The sequence below is a fragment of the Streptomyces californicus genome (assembly GCF_000717645.1).
GTDB lineage: Bacteria > Actinomycetota > Actinomycetes > Streptomycetales > Streptomycetaceae > Streptomyces > Streptomyces californicus.
This window is the reverse complement of the sequence record NZ_JNZZ01000009.1, coordinates 42,075-61,297: the sequence shown is the minus strand read 5'-3', so window position 1 is coordinate 61,297 and position 19,223 is coordinate 42,075. Positions and strand designations below refer to the sequence as shown.

The following is a 19,223-nucleotide window of genomic DNA, read 5'->3' as shown; positions in this document are numbered from 1 at the left end:
TGCCCACCATCCCCCACGGACACGCCCACCCCAGCGTGTCGCGCGAAACGAGGAAACATGCGTATATCCAGGCTCGTGCCCGCTGCCGCCGCCGCAGCGGCCTGCGTCCTCGCCCTCTTCGCACCGTCCGCGTCGGCCGCCCCGGAGCCCCCGCTCCAGGACGCCCCGCCGCCCACCACCCAGATCATCGGCGGCGGCCAGGCCACCAACGCCCCCTGGGCCGCCCGCCTCTTCTCGAACGGCCGGGAGACCTGTTCGGCGACGATCATCGCGCCGACCTGGATCCTCACCGCCAAGCACTGCGTCACCGGCGGCGGCCTGTCGTTCCGCATCGGCAGCCTCGACCAGCACAGCGGCGGCGTCGTCGCCAACGGCGCCCAGACCTACACGCACAGCTCGGACCTGGCGCTGGTGCGCCTCGACCGTTCCGTGCAGGCGACCTACTCCCGCCTCGGCTCGCCCGGCTCGGTGAGCGTCGGGCAGAGCGTCCAGGTCTGGGGCTGGGGCGCCACCTCGCAGTGCGGCTCCGAGGCCAACTGCCAGTCGCGCTACCTGAAGGTCGCCAACGTGACGGTCACCGGCGGCTGCAGCGACGCGTACGGCGGCTCGGCGATCTGCGCCCGGCGCGGCAACGGCATCACCGCGGGCGGCGACTCCGGCGGCCCGATGACCGCCAACGGCATCCAGGTCGGCGTCGCCTCCACCAGCGACCGGCAGACCACGACCGCGTACACGAACGTCACCGCGTACCGGTCCTGGATCCAGTCGATCGCGGGCGTCTGACCGACGCGGCCGACCGGGACGGCGGGCACCTGACCGGCCCGCCGTCCCCCTGAACCGTAGGGCCCCCGTACCTCGCCGCCCTGAGGTACCGGGGCCCTACACCCATCCCTGGCCCTGCGCGATCCGCACCGCGTCGACGAGGGTACGGGCGTGAAGCTTGCCGACCGCCGACGAGAGCCGGTTGCGTACGGTGCCGACGCTGAGGAACAGGTCGGCGGCGATCTCCCGGGAGTGCGCCCCGGCGGCGGCCAACCGCAGCACCTCGGTCTCGCGCCCGGTGAGCGGGCTGGGGGCGGACCGCTCACCGCCCCGCATCCGGGGGTCGACGACCCGGCCGCCCGCCGCGATCCGGCGGACGGCGTCGGCGGTCTGGGCGGGGGTGGCGCTCTTGAGCAGGTATCCGGCGGCGCCCGCGTCGAGCGCCTGGCGCAGGTGACCGGGGCGGTCGAGGGCGGTGAGCATCAGCGCGCGGCAGCCGGGCAGCCGCTCCGCGAGCGCGGCGGCGACCGCGATCCCGTCCAGTCCCGGCATATCGATGTCGAGGAGCGCCACGTCCGGACGCAGCCGCTCCGCCGCGTCGAGCGCGGCCGGGCCGTCCGCCGCCTGGCCCACGACGTCGATGCCGATCTCGGCCGACAGCAGCGCCGTCAGGCCGGATCGCACCACGTCGTGGTCGTCGACCACCAGCACCTCGATCACGGGGTGAATTGTCGCAGCCCGCCCCCTGTCGGCCGGTGGCCAGGGCCCGCTCCCACCGGGACCTCGGCGCTTCTCCCCCGTTCCCGGAGCGGTGAGCGTCGGCCGCTGCGGGAGAATCGACCGGGTCAGGAAGAACACCGCGACACCCAGGGGGATGACATGCGGGGCACAGTGCGCCCTGGAACAGGCGCGCCGCACGGCTTCGGGGTGGCCTTCGGGGCGCTGGCCGTGCTGGTGGTCGGGTCGCTCGCGCTCGTCGCCCTGGAAGTGGCCTCCTCGCCGCTCGGCAGGCGTACGGTCGTGGCCGGCCTGACCGTGCTGGTGCTCATGCCCGCGGTGATGCTGGGCCAGTACGCGCCACCGCCGTACCGGCTGCCCTACCGCCTGCGGTGGATGCTGCTGCTCCTCCAGGCGGTGCTGACGTACCTCCCGCTGCTGCTCTTCAACTACCGGTGGCTGAGCCTGCTGGGCTTTCTCGCCGGGGCGGTCCTGCTGACCCTGCCGCCGAACGCCTCCGTGCCGCTCGCCCTGGCGGTCGGCGCGAGCGGGCCCGTGCTCTCCACCACCGACCTGATCACCACCGAACGCAGTCCGCTGAGCATCCTGCTCAGTACGGCGATCACCGCGAGCACCGTCTTCGCCGTGGCCCACCTCGCCCTCCTCGCGGCCCGGCTGGGCGCCAACCGGGAACACACGGCGCGCCTGGCCGAACAGCGGGAGCGGGCCCGGATGCGGCAGGACCTGCACGACATGGTCGGCTCGTCGCTGGCGGCGATCGCGCTGCGGGGCGAGGCCGCGCTGCGGGAGGCGGACCCGTCGCCCGGGGGTGAACGGGACCGGGACGGCGAACGGGACCGCGACGCGCTCACCGAGATCATCGCCCTGGCCCGGCGGCTCCACGACGACGTGCGCTCGATCAGCCGGCCGGACGGGGGCGCGCGCTCGCTGTCCGAGGAGCTGGCGCACGCCCAGCGCGTACTCACGGCGTCCGGTGTGGAGGTGCGGACGGTGCTGCCGCCCCGGGCCGAACCCGGTCCGGCGGCCGTGGACTGCCTCGGCTTCGTCCTGCGCGAGGCCGTGGGCAACGTACTCCAGCACAGTCGGGCCACCCACTGTGCGATCACGCTGCGGGCGGAGGACGGGACGGTCCGGCTCACCGTCCGCAACGACGGCGCGCCGCCGGAGGGCGGACCGGCCGCCCCGGGACAGCGCGCCCCCGGGCAGCCCGCGTCCGAGCGGCACGGCACCGGACTGGCGGGGCTGACGGGCCGGGTCCTCGCGCTCGGCGGGACGTTCACCGCCACCGCCGAGGGCGGGGCGTTCACCGTGACGGCGACGCTGCCCACCGCACCGGCCCCGGCCCGCCCGTAGCGCCCGCCACGGCCGTCTCCCGCGGCCCGGCGCACGACGCGGCTGTCCCCCGCCCACGGAGCCCGTAGCGGTCTCCCGCCCGTCCCCGGACATGACGAAGGGCCCCGCGCCTCTTGCGAGGTGCGGGGCCCTTCTTGCAGCTCAGCGAGCTACCAGGCCGAAGGCCAAGCAGAAACTACTTGACGATCTTGGTGACCTGGCCGGCGCCCACGGTCCGGCCACCCTCACGGATGGCGAACTTCAGGCCCTCCTCCATGGCGACCGGCTGGATCAGCTGGACGCTCATGACGGTGTTGTCGCCCGGCATGACCATCTCGGTGCCCTCGGGGAGGGTCACGACGCCGGTCACGTCCGTGGTACGGAAGTAGAACTGCGGGCGGTAGTTGTTGAAGAAGGGGGTGTGACGGCCACCCTCGTCCTTCGACAGGATGTAGGACTGCGCCTCGAACTCGGTGTGCGGCGTGACCGAACCCGGCTTGATGATGACCTGGCCGCGCTCGACGTCCTCGCGCTTGATGCCACGGAGGAGCAGACCGACGTTCTCACCGGCCTGGCCCTCGTCGAGCAGCTTGCGGAACATCTCGATGCCGGTGACCGTGGTGGTGGTCTTCTCCTGCTTGATACCGACGATGTCGACGGTCTCGTTGACCTTCAGGACACCACGCTCGATACGACCGGTGACGACGGTGCCACGACCGGTGATCGTGAAGACGTCCTCGATCGGCATCAGGAACGGCTTGTCGACGTCACGCTCGGGCTGCGGGATGGCCTCGTCGACGGCCTTCATCAGGTTGAGGACGGACTCGCCCCACTCCTTGTCGCCCTCGAGCGCCTTGAGCGCCGAGACCTTGACGACCGGAACGTCGTCGCCCGGGAACTCGTACTCGGAGAGCAGCTCGCGGACCTCGAGCTCGACGAGCTCCAGGATCTCCTCGTCGTCCACCATGTCGGCCTTGTTCAGGGCGACGACGATGTACGGAACGCCGACCTGGCGGGCCAGGAGCACGTGCTCCTTGGTCTGCGGCATCGGGCCGTCGGTGGCGGCGACCACGAGGATGGCGCCGTCCATCTGCGCGGCACCGGTGATCATGTTCTTGATGTAGTCCGCGTGACCCGGGCAGTCGACGTGCGCGTAGTGACGCGACTCCGTCTGGTACTCGACGTGCGCGATGGAGATGGTGATACCGCGCTGGCGCTCTTCGGGAGCCTTGTCGATCTGGTCGAAGGCCGAGGCCTCGTTCAGGTCCGGGTACGCGTCGTGCAGCACCTTGGTAATGGCGGCCGTGAGGGTCGTCTTACCGTGGTCGATGTGACCGATGGTGCCGATGTTGACGTGGGGCTTAGTCCGCTCGAACTTTGCCTTCGCCACTGGGGTCCTCCTGAGTGGTTCTGTACGCCTTGCTTCATCGGCGCCAGGTGATCTTTGCTGGGGTGCCGGCGCCGGGGGCATACGGCACAGTGCTCGCGCGCTGTGCCGTATGCCCGCCAGGCTCCGGTGACAAGCCTAAAGCGTGAGCTCGGGAGAGTTACTCGCCCTTGGCCTTCGCGATGATCTCCTCGGCGACGTTCCGCGGAACCTCGGCGTAGGAGTCGAACTGCATCGAGTAGCTTGCGCGACCCGAGGTCTTGCTGCGGAGGTCTCCGACGTAGCCGAACATCTCCGAGAGGGGCACGAGGCCCTTCACGACGCGAGCGCCGCTGCGCTCCTCCATGGCCTGGATCTGGCCACGGCGGGAGTTGAGGTCGCCGATCACATCGCCCATGTAGTCCTCGGGCGTGGTGACCTCGACGGCCATCATCGGCTCCAGGAGCACGGGAGAGGCCTTGCGGGCACCCTCCTTGAACGCCTGGGAACCGGCGATCTTGAAGGCGAGCTCCGAGGAGTCGACCTCGTGGTAACCACCGTCGAGAAGGGTGACGCGGACGCCGACCATCTCGTAACCGGCCAGGATGCCGAACTGCATGGCTTCCTGAGCACCCGCGTCCACCGAGGGGATGTACTCACGGGGGATGCGGCCACCGGTGACCTTGTTGACGAACTCGTAGGAGGCGTCGCCACCCTCGATGGGCTCGAGGGCGATCTGCACCTTCGCGAACTGGCCGGTACCACCAGTCTGCTTCTTGTGCGTGTAGTCGATGCGCTCGACGGCCTTGCGGATCGTCTCGCGGTACGCGACCTGGGGCTTGCCGACGTTCGCCTCGACGCGGAACTCGCGCTTCATGCGGTCGACGAGCACCTCGAGGTGAAGCTCGCCCATACCACCGATGATGGTCTGGCCGGTCTCCTCGTCGGAGTGCACCTGGAAGGAGGGGTCCTCCTCCGAGAGGCGCTGGATGGCGACACCCAGCTTCTCCTGGTCACCCTTGGACTTGGGCTCGATGGCGACCTGGATCACCGGCGCCGGGAAGTCCATGGACTCCAGGATGACCGGGTTCTTGTCGTCGCACAGCGTCTCACCGGTGGTGGTCTGCTTGAGGCCCATGACGGCGATGATGTCGCCCGCGCCCACCGACTGGATCTCCTCACGCTTGTTCGCGTGCATGCGGTAGATCTTGCCGATGCGCTCCTTCTTGCCCTTGACGGAGTTCAGCACCGCGGTGCCGGCCTCCAGGCGACCGGAGTAGATCCGGACGAAGGTGAGCTTGCCGAGGTGCGGGTCGCTCGCGATCTTGAACGCCAGGCCGGAGAACGGCTCGTCGTCCGAGGGCTTGCGCTTGATGACGACCTCGGGGTCCTTGACGTCGTGGCCCTCGATGGCCTCGACGTCCAGGGGGGAGGGCAGGTAGCGGACGACCGCGTCGAGCAGGGGCTGGACGCCCTTGTTCTTGAACGCGGTGCCACAGAACACCGGGGTGACGGTGACGGAGTCGGCGCCACCCTTCGACGCCAGGGTGATGCGGCGGATCGCCTCGTGCAGCTGCTCCTGGGTGGGCTCGTTGCCCTCCAGGTACAGCTCCATCATGGCGTCGTCGTTCTCGGCCACGGCCTCCAGGAGCTTCCCGCGCCATTCGGCGGCGGACTCCTGCAGGTTGTCCGGGATCTCGACGACGTTGTACATCTCGCCCTTGGCGGCCTCTTCGGGGTACACGAAGGCCTTCATCGACACGAGGTCGACGACGCCCGTGAAGTCCGCTTCGGCGCCGATGGGGAGCTGCATGACGATCGGGGTCGCGCCGAGGCGGTCCACGATCATGTCGACGCAGCGGAAGAAGTCCGCACCGGTGCGGTCGAGCTTGTTGACGAAGCAGATACGCGGAACGCCGTAGCGGTCCGCCTGACGCCAGACGGTCTCGGACTGCGGCTCGACGCCCGCGACACCGTCGAACACGGTGACGGCGCCGTCGAGGACGCGGAGCGAACGCTCCACCTCGACGGTGAAGTCGACGTGACCCGGGGTGTCGATGATGTTGATGGTGTGGTCAACATTGTCGAGCGGCCAGTGGCAGGTCGTCGCGGCGGACGTGATCGTGATGCCGCGCTCCTGCTCCTGCTCCATCCAGTCCATCGTGGCAGCGCCGTCGTGGACTTCACCGATCTTGTAGCTCACACCGGTGTAGAAGAGGATCCGCTCGGTGGTGGTCGTCTTGCCCGCGTCGATGTGGGCCATGATCCCGATGTTGCGGACCTTGGCCAGGTCAAGCGAAGTGGTGGCCATATGGCTCAGTCTTCTCTCGGTCTCGATGGGGTAGCGACTACCAGCGGTAGTGCGCGAAGGCCTTGTTGGACTCGGCCATCTTGTGGGTGTCCTCGCGCTTCTTGACCGAGGCGCCGAGGCCGTTGGAGGCGTCCAGCAGCTCGTTCATGAGGCGCTCGGTCATCGTCTTCTCGCGACGGGCGCGGGAGTAGCCGACGAGCCAGCGCAGAGCGAGGGTGGAGGCGCGACCGGGCTTGACCTCGATCGGCACCTGGTAGGTGGCGCCACCGACACGGCGGGACTTGACCTCGAGCGAGGGCTTGACGTTCTCAAGCGCGCGCTTCAGCGTGATGACCGGGTCGTTGCCGGTCTTCTCGCGGAGGCCCTCCATGGCGCCGTACACGATCCGCTCGGCGGTGGAACGCTTGCCGTCGAGGAGGATCTTGTTGATCAGCGAGGTGACAAGAGGAGAGCTGTAGACCGGGTCGATGATGACCGGGCGCTTCGGGGCGGGGCCCTTACGAGGCATTCTTACTTCTCCTTCTTGGCGCCGTAGCGGCTGCGGGCCTGCTTGCGGTTCTTGACACCCTGGGTGTCGAGCGAGCCGCGGATGATCTTGTAACGAACACCCGGCAGGTCCTTCACACGGCCACCACGCACGAGCACGATGGAGTGCTCCTGCAGGTTGTGTCCCTCACCCGGGATGTAGGCCGTGACCTCGATACCGGAGGTCAGACGCACACGCGCGACCTTACGGAGGGCCGAGTTCGGCTTCTTCGGGGTGGTCGTGAACACACGCGTGCAGACACCGCGACGCTGGGGCGAACCCTCGAGCGCGGGCGTCTTGTTCTTTTCGACCTTGTCCTGCCGGCCCTTCCGGACCAGCTGCTGGATCGTAGGCACTACTTCTCCGGTTTCTGTGTGCCGTTCGTGAAACTAACCTGGAACATCGCCGACCCACGCGGTCGGGTGTGTCGAATACTGCAGACTGCCGCCGAGGAGGCGAAAGGGCGCAGATTGCGGTGGCCACCGACGGGCTCGCAGGCGGTTGAGGACACGCACACGAGCCCAGGCACACCCCAGGCACAGGGTTGAGCGTACCTACCTCACGGACCTGGGTCAAAACAAATGGGACAGGGCCGGGTGGGGGCCTGCGATCGGGCGGGCGGAGGCTGCCCGATCGCCCCGGCGAACCCGTCCCGGCGCGCGTCCTCGGGGCCTGCCGGCCCCGACCTCTACGCCTGGCGCTGTTCCAGCCGCTCGATCCGGGCCCGGGCCGAGCCCAGCCGGTCCTGGTCTGCGGCGGGCAGGGTGGACCAGAGGGCGATCAGGTCACGCCCCATCCGGAGCCCCTCGCGGGGGTCGGCGACCTTGAGCCAGGCGGCCGCCGCGTTCAGCACGCTCTGCAGCGCCTGCGGGTCGCCGTGCGCGGCGCGTATCCGGGCGATCTCCAGGGAGCCCTCGAAGGCCCGGCCGGTGTCCCCCGCGACGAAGGCGACGTACGCGTTGAGCTCGCGCAGCCGCAGCGTCTCCGGCGCTTCGTGGCCGAGGCGCTCGGCGGCCTCGGCCACGCTCTGCAGGGCGAGCGTGGCGGCCCACTCGATGCGCCCGGTCTGGAGCGCCTCGTGGATCCGGGCGACGGGCCCGGCGAACGGGTCGTCGGCGGGGGGCCGGGGGGCGGGGGGCGGTGCCGCCGCCCGGGCGGGTTCCGGTGCCGGGGAGGGGACCGGAGCCGGGGGTGGAACCGGCCGCTCCGAGGGGGTGACCGGGGGCTCCGAGGGCGTGACCGGGGGCTCCTGCGGGCTCCGGGGTGTCTGTTCCGGGGCGGCGGGCGATGGGGGCTGCTCCGCCGGAACCGCCTCGGGCACGAAGCCGTGGACGGGCGTGGGTGCCGGGGCGGCGGCCTCTACGGGGGCCGGTGCCGGGGCGGAGCCATGGGCGGGAGCCTGTGCCGGGGCGGGGGCGGAGCCATGGGCGGGGGCCGGTGCGGGAGCCTGTGCCGGGGCCGGTGCTGGTGCTGGTGCTGGTGCGGCGGCCTGTACGGGAGCCGGTGCGGGTGCGCCTCCGGCCCCCGCGTCCGACAGCGGCGCCGGGGGGCCCGAGAAGACGCTCGCGCCGTCCTCCAGCACCCACAGCGGCACGACCGACCCGATCCGCTCGTCGCGCACCGTGACCGACACGGCCCGCCCGGACGTCAGGGCGATGCGGTGAACGTAGTCGAGCACGGCCTCCTGGGGGGTCTCCCCCACGCCCGCCACGACGGGCCGGCCGTCGACCTCGGCGTACCCGTCGGCGCGCACCCGCACCTCGACCGCCGTCGGCCCGGAAGCCGACGGCGGAGTCTCTTCCGTCCGCTTTCGGCGGCTGAACACGGACATGGATGCCTCACTCAGTTCTTTCGTACGGGCGGTGTGACGGAGGGGGAGGCCGGGGCCGAGGGCCGGGCGGCGGGGGGCAGTGCCTCCTCGACCACCCGGACGTCGGCGACCCGCCACGGTCCGCCGACCGTGCGGGTCAGCTTCACCGAGGCCATGAGCCGGGGCCCGGGGCCGGTCCAGCCGTCCCGGCCGTGCGCCGTGCCCTCGACGAAGATCTCGCGGTAGGCCAGCACCGGGGTGTCAGGAGGGAGGTCGTCGTCGCCGTCTTCGAACGTGAGTCGCACCGTGGTCCACGCCCGGTGCCCCGCCCAGACGTTCCAGTCTCCCCCGGTGCCCCCCGCCGAGACGTGCTCGCGCTCGGCGGAGGCGCGTGCGGTGGTGAGGAAGGGCAGGGTCCGGAGCACCGCGTCCTGGCGCCCCTGGTCGTACGCGGTGTCGTAGCCGTAGGCGACGGTCGCCCAGGTCCGGGCGACCGAGGTCGGGTCCCCGTCGTCCGGCTTGGGCGCGGCGGGAAGCCGGCTCCCCCCGTCCAGCGGCTTCCCCCGGGGGACGGGCGCCTTGGGCGTGAAGGTGTCGGAGGCCGCCGAGCCGGGATCCGTCCCCCCGCCCGCGCCGTCGGACTCCTCCCGGAGGTCCTTCAGACCGCAGCCGGCCAGCACGGCCGCCCCCACGGCGGTCACGAGCACGGTGGCGATGCCCTTCCGCACGGTGGTCCTCCTTCCGTCCCCGCCCGTCGTCCGATACCCGCTCATTTGCCGATCCACGGAGCGGGGTTGACGTACTGGCCGTTCTCCTGCACCTCGAAGTGGAGGTGGGCGCCGGTCGAGTAGCCCGTGCTGCCGACGAGCCCGACCACCGATCCCACACCGACGCTCTGCCCCTTGGAGACGTTGATGGCGGACATGTGGTTGTAGGTCGTCGCGATCTGCTTGCCGCCGATCGAACCATGGGAGACGATCACGCGGTTCCCGTAACCGGCCGTCATGCCGGCGAAGGTGACGACGCCCTCCTTCGCGGCGAGGATGGGCACGCCCTGCTTCACGCCGAAGTCCATACCGGAGTGCAGCTTGCGGACCCCGGTGATGGGGTGCACGCGCATACCGAAGGGCGAGGTGACCGGCGGGTTGCCGGAGAGCGGCATGGCCAGCCGCTGCCCGGCGGGGATCGTGCCCGTGCCGGGGCCCGAACTGATCGCCGTGTACTTCGCCATGGCCGCCTTGATCTTGACGACGTAGCCCTGGGTCTCCTGGTACGGGGGTATGCCACCGTACTTGAGCACCGCGCCCGGGCCCGCGTTGTAGGAGGCGAGGGTGAGGTCGAGCGTTGGCCCGTTCGCATCTCCCCGGGCCTTGTACCCCTCGACCTGCTTGGCCAGGGCGCAGTCGTAGCGCCCCTGGGCCATGATCGCGTCCCCCGGATCGAGGGGGTCGACCCGCCCGTTGCCGTCGTCGTCCCGGCCCCAGGTGACCCAGGTTCCGGGCATGAACTGGGAGAGCCCCTGGGCCCCGACGGGCGAGGTGAGACCGTTCACCCAGCCGGATTCGGCCTCGATCTGCGCGGCGATGACCGGCGCGGTGATCTGGGGGCACATGGAGCCCGCCTTCAGCACCCACGGCAGGTACTCCGGCGGTACGTGCTTCGGGTTCAGCACACCGCCGCTGACGCCCGCCATGTCGGGCCCGACGCCTCCCGCCCCCACCCCCGCGAACAGGAACACCGGCACGACGACCAGCGCCACGGTGCCTCCCGCGAGCCACGCGAAGGCACTTCCCCCCTTTTCCGACATCGCTCCCCCGTCAGTGCATTCCCGATGTCTTCCACCGCGCCGCGTTCCCGCCCGCCCGGCGCCCCCTTCACACCACTGGTGCGCCCAACAAGCTGCGATTCGCAGTACGTTATTACTGTCGGACGCTACGCGAGAGAGCTGTCGGACGTCGACACGGGGGGCAATGACGTATGCAAGTGGAAACGATCGGCGGGCCGGAGATCTGGCTCCGCGGACCGGTGACCCCGTCGCCCCCGAGCCACTCCGCCCCACGTGCCCCACAGCAGGCCGAAATCGGCGCACCCGGCGGCTCCGCACCCTCCGCGGCGGAGGGCGGGTTCTCGTGGATGAACGCCCATGGCGGGGCGGGCGCTTCCACTCTGGCGCAGCTGTTCGGAGGGCACGACTCCGGTCTCGCCTGGCCGGACGTGGCAGCCGGTCGGCCGGGCGGTGTCCTGCTGGTGGCACGTACCCACGCCTCGGGCCTCCAGGCCGTGTCCCGGATCCTCAACACGGCTCGACAGAACGAGATTCCGCCGGGAGTGACGCTCTCCGCGGTCGTCCTGGTCGCGGACGCGCCCGGCCGCCTGCCGAGGGAGCTGGGCCGGCGGATCAAGGTGATCGGCTCGGTGGTGGACGTCCACCGGGTCCCCTGGGTGCCGTCCTGGCGGACCGGTAACCTCTCCGGGCCCCTGCCGCGCGAGGTCGCCGCACTCCGCCGACTCGTCGCCGGCAACTGAACCGGTCTCTAGGAAGTCACCATGATGGAACTGTTGCTGGCCGCCCCCGGCGCGGGTGTGACCGGGCCACTCAACAAGCTGCTCAGCTACCTAGCCTGGCTGGTCAGCGCCGCGGGCATCCTGGGCATCCTGATCATCGGCTCGCGGATGGCGATCGCCCTGCGGTCAGGGAGCGGTGACGAGCATCTCACGCAGTTCGCAGTCGTGATGGGCGCGTGCGTCATCGGGGCAACGGCGGGGCCGCTGGTCGAATTCCTGTTGTTCTAGGGACCTTTCGCCCGATTATCTGTTCCGAGTACGTCACCGATGCGACCGTAAACGGGCGCGTCTCGAAGAAGTCCTGTCATGATGCGGCGGCGACGGCTCCTCCGAAGCGTCGTCGGCCACTGAACAATTGAGCCGGAACCACTCACTTCCACGGGGGGAAGATTCTCCATGTTGAGCAAGATCCGCGACGTCGGACTCGCGGCCGAAGTGCCCAATCCAGGCATGGACGCGCCGGCGGAACTCACCGACAAGGTCAATGACGTACTGGGCGTCGTCGCCTGGGCGGGCACCGCGGCGGGTGTCGCGGGCGTGCTGATCACCGGAGCCATGATGGCGATCTCGATGCGCCGGGGCGAGGGTTCGGAGCACATGGGCCGGCTCGGCATGGTGCTGGCCGGCTGCGTCCTGGTCGCGACCGCGGGGCCGCTCGTCTCCTTCGTCTTCAACTGACCCGGGCAGAGGGAACCATGATGCCTCGTAGCAAGCGAAGCGGCAGTGGTGAGTGGGAGAAGCCGTTCTGGCAGCAGCCGGGATGGCTGCTGTCCGCCGGGTTCTTCCTGGTGTTGGCGTTGCTCGGGGGCTTCGTCGTGTTCGCCGGCGACGACGAGGACACGAACGCCGGCCCGGGGGCGGAGGCGACGGCGGCTCCTTCCGCCGACCCCACGCGGAGCACTCCTTCGGGCAAGCAGTCGAACGGGGCGGAGGACCCCCGGCCGGAAGGCTGCCGCACGGACGACAGCGACCAGGCCGTCCCGCCGAAGAGTCCGGCGGACCTGAAGTGGAAGGTCTACCAGGCGGACCTCGTCCCGGTATCCGCGACGGCGGGCCCCCTCCTGTACGACGGCGTCGTCTGGTCCTGCTTCGCACGTACCCCGCTGGGAGCGGTACTCGCGGTGCACTCCATCACCTCGAAGATGAGCGGGAGCGAGTGGAGGTCGGTCGCCGACCGGCAGGTCGCCGCCGGCCCCGGCAAGGACGCGTTCATGGCGACGCGGTCCAAGGAGGCCGACGAGGACGCCGCAGGGGCCCCGGGCAGCGACGGGACCTATATCGGGTTCTCCATGCTCACGTACACCAAGGACCAGGCCACGGCGATGCTCCTCATCCGCATCGCCGACGGGAAGTACGGCACGGCCACCGCGTCCGTGGTCTGGGAGGACGGAGACTGGAAGCTGCGCCCCACCCTGAAGGGCTCGCTCACGGAGAACATCAGCTTCGTGGGAGGGCCGGAGGGGTTCGTCCTCTGGGGAGGCAAGGATGGCGGCTAACCTGCCGAGCCCCGGGGACGTCGTCGAGTGCGGGAAGAACCTCAAGGACTGCCTCACGGACGGTGCCAAGGGCGCCGTCGACAGCGTGGTCGGAAGCGCCGTCGAATCCTTCGCGAACGCGATCGGGGAAGCCGCGTCCGAAGTCCTCAAAGCGCTCAACGGCGTCTGGATGAAGGTCGGCACCGGCAGCAGCCTCAACCCCGAGGGTGGCACGGGGCTCGACATGATCATCGGCGAGACGAGGTGGATCGTCGCCTACGTGGCCGTCGCCTCCCTCCTCGTCGCCGCGATCAGGATGGCCTACGAGCGCAAGGGCCAGTCCATGCAGCAGGCGTTCATGGGCATGTGGAAGGTCATCCTCGTCTCGACCCTCACTCCCGTGCTGGCCGCCCTGCTGTACCAGGCGTCGGACGCGTACGCCCAAGAGGTGTACAGGAAGGCGAACCTGGGGGAGAACGCCGAGACCATCCTCGGAGTCACCGCGCTGACCAGCCCCGGCCTGATCCTGATCTTCGGCCTGCTGGTCATGCTCGCCAGCTTCGTCCAGATCATCCTGATGTACATCCGGCTCGGCGTGCTCATCATGCTGATCGGCACCCTCCCCATCGCCGCCGCCGCCTCCATGACCGGCTGGGGTGACGGTTGGTGGAAGAAGCACATCGGCTGGCTGATCGCCTGGCTGCTCTACAAGCCTGCCGCGGCACTGATCATCTACTCGGCCACGTCCATGACCCAGAGCAGGAAGGACCCGGGGCTGGAGAACACCATCGCGGGCATGGGCATGCTCATCCTCTCCGTCTTCGCCCTGCCCGCCCTGCTCAAGCTGATCGTCCCGGCGACCGCCGCGCTCGGCGGCACCTCGGGCGGAACCGTGGCTCTCAACTTCGCCAACAGCATCGCGAGCGGTGCGGTCAGCATCGCCAGTGGCGGTGGAGGCGGAGGAGGGGGCGGCGGCGGTGGCGGAGGGGGCGGCGGCGGCTCGAAGGGCCCCGCGGGCTCTCCCTCGTCCGGAGCCGGCGCGGCCCCGTCGTCCAGCGCGGGCGGTGCCGGTGGCGCGGGTGGCGGAGGTGCGGCGGCCGGTGGCGGTGCGGCGGCCGGTGGCGCCGCAGCGGCCGCGGGCCCCGCGATGGTCGCGGTCCAGGCCGCCGCGGTGGTCGCCCAGGCGGGCATGAACGCGGCCAACGAGGTCGCGGGCTCGCTGGACGACAACGACGGTATGAAGGGCCACAACCAGTAGCGCCGTCAGTGGGTGGGGCTGTGCGGCACCCGTGCCGCCCCACCCGCGAACCCGACACACAAGCTCCAGCCACCGACGGCGACACCACGCAGAAGGACCGCCCCATGACCGAGAAGCCCTCACTCCGCGAGTACCTCAGGCGCTACGCCAAGGGCGGCATCCCCCGCGAGGAGATGATCACGGACAGCGCCGCCTGGGACTTCGAAGAAGAGATCCTCTGTCTCAAGAACGCGCGTAGTTGATTCGGATCGGACAGTGGTCGAAACGAAGGGAAGCCAATGCTGACGGGGGAATACGTTCAGCTGTACGCCGAGTTGCAGCAACGTATGGGACGAGGCGGAGACCTCTCGCCTGGTGCGGGGGACACCGCCGCACAGTTCACCGTCCAGGGTCTCTACCACCGCGAACGCCTCGCCCTGCATGCCTCCATCGTCGAACGCTTCAAAGCCGAGTACGCCGGCCGGCCGCGAGGGGGAAACGCCGTTCTGCTGACGGCGGGCGCACCCGGCGCGGGGAAGAGCACGGTGCAGCACCGGCTTGGCTCCTGGCAGAACGAGGACTCCGAACTGGGGCGGCTGCTCACCTCCGCCCACGGTCTGAAAGTGGAGGACTACGTCGCCCTCGACCCGGACGAGTTCAAGCGCGCCCTCTACGAGGCCGGAGGCATGCCCCAGCTCTCCCCGGAGCAGATGGCCCTGTCCTTCGGCCGTGAACTCACCCCGGCCGAAATGTCCGGGCTGCTCCACCGCGAAGCGTCGGCGCTCCACGACCAGGTCGGAGAATGGGCCCAACGCGAGGGCTACAACCTCCTCATCGACGCCACCCTCGCCAACGAGACGGCCGGCGTCGCCCGCCTCAACGACCTCGCCCGGAGCGGATACGACCAGCGCGTCATCCTCTCCGTCGAGGTCCCTCTGGAGACCTCCCTCGCACAGAACGCCTCCCGCTGGCAGACCGGCCGCATCGCCTACGAACAGGGCACCGACCCTTACGGCGGCCGCATGGCCCCGCAGGAGATGATCCGCGCCCTCTACGCAAAGAACACCACCGGCCTCGGCCACTCCATCAGCCGCCAGAACGCCGAGAAGTTCGTCGAGCAGGGACTGGCCACCGGGCTGATCACCACCGAACGCGGTGCGTTCACCCCCACCGGCAGCGGCACGGCGGTCCCCGCGCGGCAGACGGCTCCCACGTACGCCCGGGGCGAGTTCTCCGTCGGTATCGCCGCCGCCGGAAAGCTGCGCTCCCCCCGAACCGCCGCACCACAGACCACCCCGGCCCAGAACCAGAACCAGGGCACCCGCCCCACCACCCCGCGGCACACCCCGCCCTCCCCCGGTCGCCCGGCCCGCTGACTCGACACAACGCACAAGCCTCACCCACCGACGACGGCACGGCACGGAAGGACCGACCCATGACCGAGAAGCCCTCACTCCGCGAATACCTCAGGCGCTATGCCAAGGGCGGCATCCCCCGCGAGGAGATGATCGCGACCATCGCCGCCTGGGACTTCGAAGAAGAGATCCACGACCCGCTGCTCATCGAACCCACGAGTCAGGACAACGTCGTGTCCCTGCTCAACGGCGCTGTCGTACTCGGCGACATCACCTACGAGGACGCGGAAGAGATCCTGCGCCGCAAGAACGCGCGCCGCTGAACGAACCGCTGGAAGCAAGGAAAAGACCGCCCATGGCCGAGAAGCCCTCACTCCACGAGTACCTCAGGCGCTACGCCAAGGGCGGCATCCCCCGCGAGGAGATGATCACGGACAGCGCCGCCTGGGACTTCGAAGAAGAGATCCACGACGACCTGGTCATCGAATCAACAGGTCAGGACAACGTCTTCGCCGTCGTCAACGGTGCCGCCTTGCTGGGCACCATCACGGACGACGACCTCGACGAGATCGTGCGAAGGAAGCACGCACGCGGCTGACCGCCGACAACCCACGCCCACCCCCGGCGGCCCCACCCGCTGACCGGGCACGGAGCCCCCGTACCCGTACACCCCTCACCTGAAAGGATCCCCGTGGCCACCGAATCCATGGCGCGGCCCACCTACGGGAACTGGCGGCGCCCCCGCCGGCCCGGGCTGGGGCCCCTCGGCCTGCTCGGGACCGTCGTCGCGTTCGGCGGTCTCGTGGTCGTCCTGCTCGCCTCACTGGTGTCGATCTCCGTCGCCCTCACCGTCCTCGTCCCGCTCGCCCTCTTCCTCGGCCCGCTCGCCCTGCGGACCGCGGACGGAAGGAACGTCTACCAGTTGGTCGCCATCCGGATCGGCTGGCTGAAGCGCAAGGCCGAAGGCTCGCACACCTACGTCTCCGGGCCGCTCTCACGCCGTCCCGGCGGCAACTTCTCCCCGCCCGGGCTGCTCGCCCGCGTGAAGATGCTGCACGGCACCGACGCGTACGGCCGTACCTTCGGCGTCCTGCACCACCCGGGCCGGAACCTCTACACCGTCGTACTCGCCTGCGAGCCCGACGGCGGCTCCCTCGTCGACCCCGAGCAGGTGGACATCTGGGTCGCCTCCTGGGGCGACTGGCTGTCCCGGCTGTCGCACGAGCCCGGTCTGCGCGGCGCCCAGGTCGTGGTGGAGACGGCCCCCGACACCGGCACCCGGCTGGCCGCCGAGGTGCTGCCCCGGATCACCCCGGACGCCCCCGAGGCGGCCCGCGCGGTGATGGAGGAGGTCGTGGCACGCTACCCGTCCGCCTCCTCCGAGATGCACACGTACGTCGCCCTCACCTACGGCACCCTGCCCGGCCCGCGCCGCAAGCCCGAGGACGTGGTCACCGACCTCGCGATGCGCCTGCCGGGACTGCTGGCCGGCCTGGTCGCGGCCGGCGGCGGTTCCGCCTCGCCGCTGTCCGAGGAGCGGATCGCGGAGATCGTCCGGGTGGCCTACGACCCGGCCATCGCGCCCGACGTGCTGTCCGTCCGCGCGGGCCAGGCGTCCACCGGCGTGAGCTGGCAGGACGCGGGCCCCGCCGTGGCCGTGGAGACCGTGGACGGCTACAAGCACGACTCCGGCGTCTCCCGCACCTGGATGCTCACCCTGGCACCACGCGGCACCGTCCGCTCCAGCGTGCTGCGCGGTCTCCTGGAGCCCGCCCAGGGCACCCGCCGCAAGCGCGTCTCCCTCGTCTACCGGCCCATCGATCCCGCGACCTCCGCCCGCATCGTGGAGGCCGACCGGCGCGCGGCCCACTTCATGGCGGGCTCCCGCCGGGGTCTGGTGCAGGCCCGCGCCGCCTCCGAGATGCAGGCCGCCGAACAGACCGCGGCCGAGGAGGCGTCCGGCGCCGGCCTGGTCGAGTTCTCCCTCATGGTCACGGTCACGGTGGACGACGAGGAGGAGCTCCAGGACGCGTCGATCACCATCCGCAACCTCCAGGCGTCCTCCCGCATCCTGATGCGCCCCGCCGACCGCATGCAGGCGTCCGCCTTCACCTGCACGCTGCCCGTCGGCCTCCTTCCGTGGGAGTACACCCTCATCCCGTACCAGCTCAGGGAGACGCTGTGAGCAGGAAGAACGCCAAGCGGTCCGGGGAGGCGGAGGAGTTCGCACAGGCCAGGCAGGCCGCCCGCCGACGGACTCCGGTCGCGCCCCCGCGCGGCTGGCCCGGCCCCGGCGGCGGACAGGTCGCCCATATGGACCCGCCCTCGATGTGGCGCGCCACCACGGTCCAGGCATGCGGTCTGTGGCCGTTCGCGGCCGGCTCGGGGGCGCCGATGACCGGCGTCCCGCTCGGCCAGCACCTGCACACCGGTGCCACGGTCTGCGGCGACCCGATCTCCTGGTTCACCCGCGCCCGGTACATCTCGAACCCGTCCCTGTTCATGCTCGGCATGCCGGGACTCGGCAAGTCGACGCTGGTCAACCGGATGCTGATCGGCATGACGGCCACCGGCGTGGTCCCCCTGGTGCTCGGCGACCTCAAGCCCGACTACGCGGACACCGTACGGGCGCTCGGCGGCCAGGTGATCTCCATCGGCCGCGGCGTCGGCGGCATCAACGTCCTCGACCCCGGGGCCATGGGCGAGGCCGCGGAGCGGATCGGCGGCGAGGCCGGCCGCGTCCTGCTGGCCGAGGCCCACGGCCGCGTCCTGAACATGGTCGCCGCGCTCATCACGATCATGCGCGGGCGCCCCATGGACGACCACGAGCAGTCGGTCCTCTCGGCCTGCCTGCACCACCTGAGGGAACGGTCGACGCCCGGCCGGCCGCCGCTCCTGCCCGACCTGCTCAGGGTGCTGGACGAGGGCCCCGACCGGGTCCGCGCCGTCACCCTCGACCGGGGCGACCGGCAGCGCTACCAGAAGGCCGTCGACCCCCTGCACCGCTCGCTGATCGGCGTGCTCGACGGTCCGCTGGGCGACACCTTCGCCTCGGAGACCTCGACCCGTATCAACCCGAACGCACCCGCCGTGTGCGTGGACATCTCCCGCATCGGCGAGGCGGACACCCAGCTCACGGCGGCGGCCATGCTCGCCGCCTGGTCCGACGGGCTCGGCACGGTGGCCGCCGCGCACGCCCTGGCGGACGCCGGGCTCGCCCCGCAGCGCTGGTTCTTCACCGTGCTCGACGAGCTGTGGCGTCCCCTGCGTGCCGCCTCCGGGATCGTGGAGCGGATCGACGCGCTCACCCGCCTCAACCGTTCCCTCGGCCTCGGCGACGCCAAGATCACCCACACCCTGAAGGACGCCGAGGCGCTGGGCAACGAGGCCGACCGGGCCAAGGCCCGCGGCTTCGTCGAGCGCGCGGGCATGGTGGTGTGCGCCGGTCTGCCCCGTACCGAGATGGAGGAGCTCGGCAAGGTGATCGGCATGTCCCAGCGGGAGATCGACCTGGTCTCGTCCTGGTCGTCACCCCCCGGCTGGGCCAACCCGGAGGCGAGCTCGGAGCCGCCCGGCCGGGGCCGCTTCCTGATCAAGGTGGGCGGGCGGCCCGGCATCCCCATCAAGGTCGCCATCACCGAGACCGAGCGCAACCTGCACAACACCAACACCCGCTGGGCCGGCAAGGACCTGCCCCAGCCGCGCTCGGGGGAGCACCGATGACCGGCCGTCCGTCCCAGCCGCGT

21 protein-coding genes are annotated in these 19,223 nt (G+C 70.7%); 13 read left to right on the top strand and 8 right to left on the bottom strand.

All coding sequences use genetic code 11. From position 1 onward, the window contains the following. The first annotated feature begins 57 nt into the window (after positions 1 to 57). Positions 58 to 783, top strand: a complete 726-nt coding sequence (locus IF19_RS0114240) for a S1 family peptidase (RefSeq protein ID WP_030112815.1) — start codon at positions 58 to 60, stop codon at positions 781 to 783. Positions 784 to 879: 96 nt separating this feature from the next. Here the strand turns inward: IF19_RS0114240 and IF19_RS0114235 are convergent, their stop codons facing one another. Next, positions 880 to 1,482 (bottom strand): response regulator transcription factor, encoded by a 603-nt coding sequence (locus tag IF19_RS0114235; RefSeq protein ID WP_030276816.1) that lies wholly within the window; start codon positions 1,480 to 1,482, stop codon positions 880 to 882. 159 nt (positions 1,483 to 1,641) lie between these two features. On the opposite strand from IF19_RS0114235, the gene IF19_RS0114230 reads away from it, so the two are divergent. Beyond that, complete coding sequence (locus IF19_RS0114230) at positions 1,642 to 2,853, top strand: sensor histidine kinase (protein WP_030311220.1); 1,212 nt, start codon at positions 1,642 to 1,644, stop codon at positions 2,851 to 2,853. A gap of 175 nt (positions 2,854 to 3,028) precedes the next feature. On the opposite strand, the gene tuf is transcribed toward IF19_RS0114230, so the two are convergent. The 7 genes from tuf to IF19_RS1000000138670 all read right to left on the bottom strand — a co-directional run bounded on the left by tuf (position 3,029) and on the right by IF19_RS1000000138670 (position 10,604). After that, positions 3,029 to 4,222, bottom strand: a complete 1,194-nt coding sequence (tuf, locus tag IF19_RS0114225; protein WP_030112819.1) for an elongation factor Tu — start codon at positions 4,220 to 4,222, stop codon at positions 3,029 to 3,031. A 157-nt stretch (positions 4,223 to 4,379) separates the two neighbouring features. Next, positions 4,380 to 6,509: an elongation factor G gene (fusA, locus tag IF19_RS0114220; protein ID WP_030112820.1), complete on the bottom strand. Its 2,130-nt coding sequence runs from the start codon at positions 6,507 to 6,509 to the stop codon at positions 4,380 to 4,382. 37 nt (positions 6,510 to 6,546) lie between these two features. After that, positions 6,547 to 7,017, bottom strand: a complete 471-nt coding sequence (gene rpsG / locus IF19_RS0114215) for a 30S ribosomal protein S7 (protein WP_003966970.1) — start codon at positions 7,015 to 7,017, stop codon at positions 6,547 to 6,549. Positions 7,018 to 7,019: 2 nt separating this feature from the next. Then, positions 7,020 to 7,391, bottom strand: a complete 372-nt coding sequence (gene rpsL, locus IF19_RS0114210; protein ID WP_003948652.1) for a 30S ribosomal protein S12 — start codon at positions 7,389 to 7,391, stop codon at positions 7,020 to 7,022. A 332-nt stretch (positions 7,392 to 7,723) separates the two neighbouring features. Then, positions 7,724 to 8,866 carry a hypothetical protein gene (locus tag IF19_RS1000000137970; protein ID WP_030112821.1) on the bottom strand — a complete coding sequence of 381 codons (1,143 nt, stop codon included), beginning with the start codon at positions 8,864 to 8,866 and terminating at the stop codon, positions 7,724 to 7,726. A gap of 11 nt (positions 8,867 to 8,877) precedes the next feature. Then, positions 8,878 to 9,573, bottom strand: a complete 696-nt coding sequence (locus IF19_RS0114200; RefSeq protein WP_050493762.1) for a hypothetical protein — start codon at positions 9,571 to 9,573, stop codon at positions 8,878 to 8,880. A gap of 41 nt (positions 9,574 to 9,614) precedes the next feature. Further along, entirely contained in the window at positions 9,615 to 10,604 is a 990-nt protein-coding gene (locus IF19_RS1000000138670) for a peptidoglycan DD-metalloendopeptidase family protein (protein WP_275589738.1), read from the bottom strand. A 374-nt stretch (positions 10,605 to 10,978) separates the two neighbouring features. Between IF19_RS1000000138670 and IF19_RS0114190 the strand changes: the two genes are divergently transcribed. From IF19_RS0114190 to IF19_RS0114140, 11 genes are all read left to right on the top strand, one after another. Beyond that, complete coding sequence (locus tag IF19_RS0114190; protein ID WP_306471651.1) at positions 10,979 to 11,371, top strand: DUF6668 family protein; 393 nt, start codon at positions 10,979 to 10,981, stop codon at positions 11,369 to 11,371. A gap of 21 nt (positions 11,372 to 11,392) precedes the next feature. Further along, entirely contained in the window at positions 11,393 to 11,638 is a 246-nt protein-coding gene (locus tag IF19_RS0114185) for a hypothetical protein (RefSeq protein WP_030112825.1), read from the top strand. A 168-nt stretch (positions 11,639 to 11,806) separates the two neighbouring features. After that, the gene (locus IF19_RS0114180; RefSeq protein WP_030112826.1) at positions 11,807 to 12,088 is read left to right on the top strand and encodes a hypothetical protein; all 282 of its coding nucleotides are present in this window, start codon (positions 11,807 to 11,809) and stop codon (positions 12,086 to 12,088) included. Positions 12,089 to 12,108: 20 nt separating this feature from the next. Then, positions 12,109 to 12,906: a DUF8175 domain-containg protein gene (locus IF19_RS0114175; RefSeq protein ID WP_030112827.1), complete on the top strand. Its 798-nt coding sequence runs from the start codon at positions 12,109 to 12,111 to the stop codon at positions 12,904 to 12,906. Then, on the top strand, positions 12,896 to 14,143 hold the full coding sequence (locus tag IF19_RS0114170) for a hypothetical protein (protein ID WP_050493763.1): 1,248 nt from the start codon (positions 12,896 to 12,898) through the stop codon (positions 14,141 to 14,143). Before IF19_RS0114175 ends, IF19_RS0114170 begins: the two co-directional genes overlap by 11 nt. Before the next feature lie 104 nt (positions 14,144 to 14,247). Next, entirely contained in the window at positions 14,248 to 14,385 is a 138-nt protein-coding gene (locus IF19_RS1000000137645; protein WP_156095443.1) for a hypothetical protein, read from the top strand. Positions 14,386 to 14,421: 36 nt separating this feature from the next. Next, on the top strand, positions 14,422 to 15,498 hold the full coding sequence (locus IF19_RS0114160; RefSeq protein ID WP_030112829.1) for a zeta toxin family protein: 1,077 nt from the start codon (positions 14,422 to 14,424) through the stop codon (positions 15,496 to 15,498). A 59-nt stretch (positions 15,499 to 15,557) separates the two neighbouring features. After that, a complete protein-coding gene (locus tag IF19_RS0114155) occupies positions 15,558 to 15,800 on the top strand; it encodes a hypothetical protein (protein WP_030112830.1) in 243 nt (80 codons plus the stop codon). 32 nt (positions 15,801 to 15,832) lie between these two features. Then, entirely contained in the window at positions 15,833 to 16,075 is a 243-nt protein-coding gene (locus IF19_RS0114150) for a hypothetical protein (protein WP_030277890.1), read from the top strand. 108 nt (positions 16,076 to 16,183) lie between these two features. Beyond that, positions 16,184 to 17,662 (top strand): SCO6880 family protein, encoded by a 1,479-nt coding sequence (locus tag IF19_RS0114145; protein WP_202478603.1) that lies wholly within the window; start codon positions 16,184 to 16,186, stop codon positions 17,660 to 17,662. Positions 17,663 to 17,790: 128 nt separating this feature from the next. Beyond that, the gene (locus IF19_RS0114140) at positions 17,791 to 19,200 is read left to right on the top strand and encodes an ATP/GTP-binding protein (RefSeq protein WP_223859374.1); all 1,410 of its coding nucleotides are present in this window, start codon (positions 17,791 to 17,793) and stop codon (positions 19,198 to 19,200) included. Positions 19,201 to 19,223 lie beyond the last annotated feature (23 nt).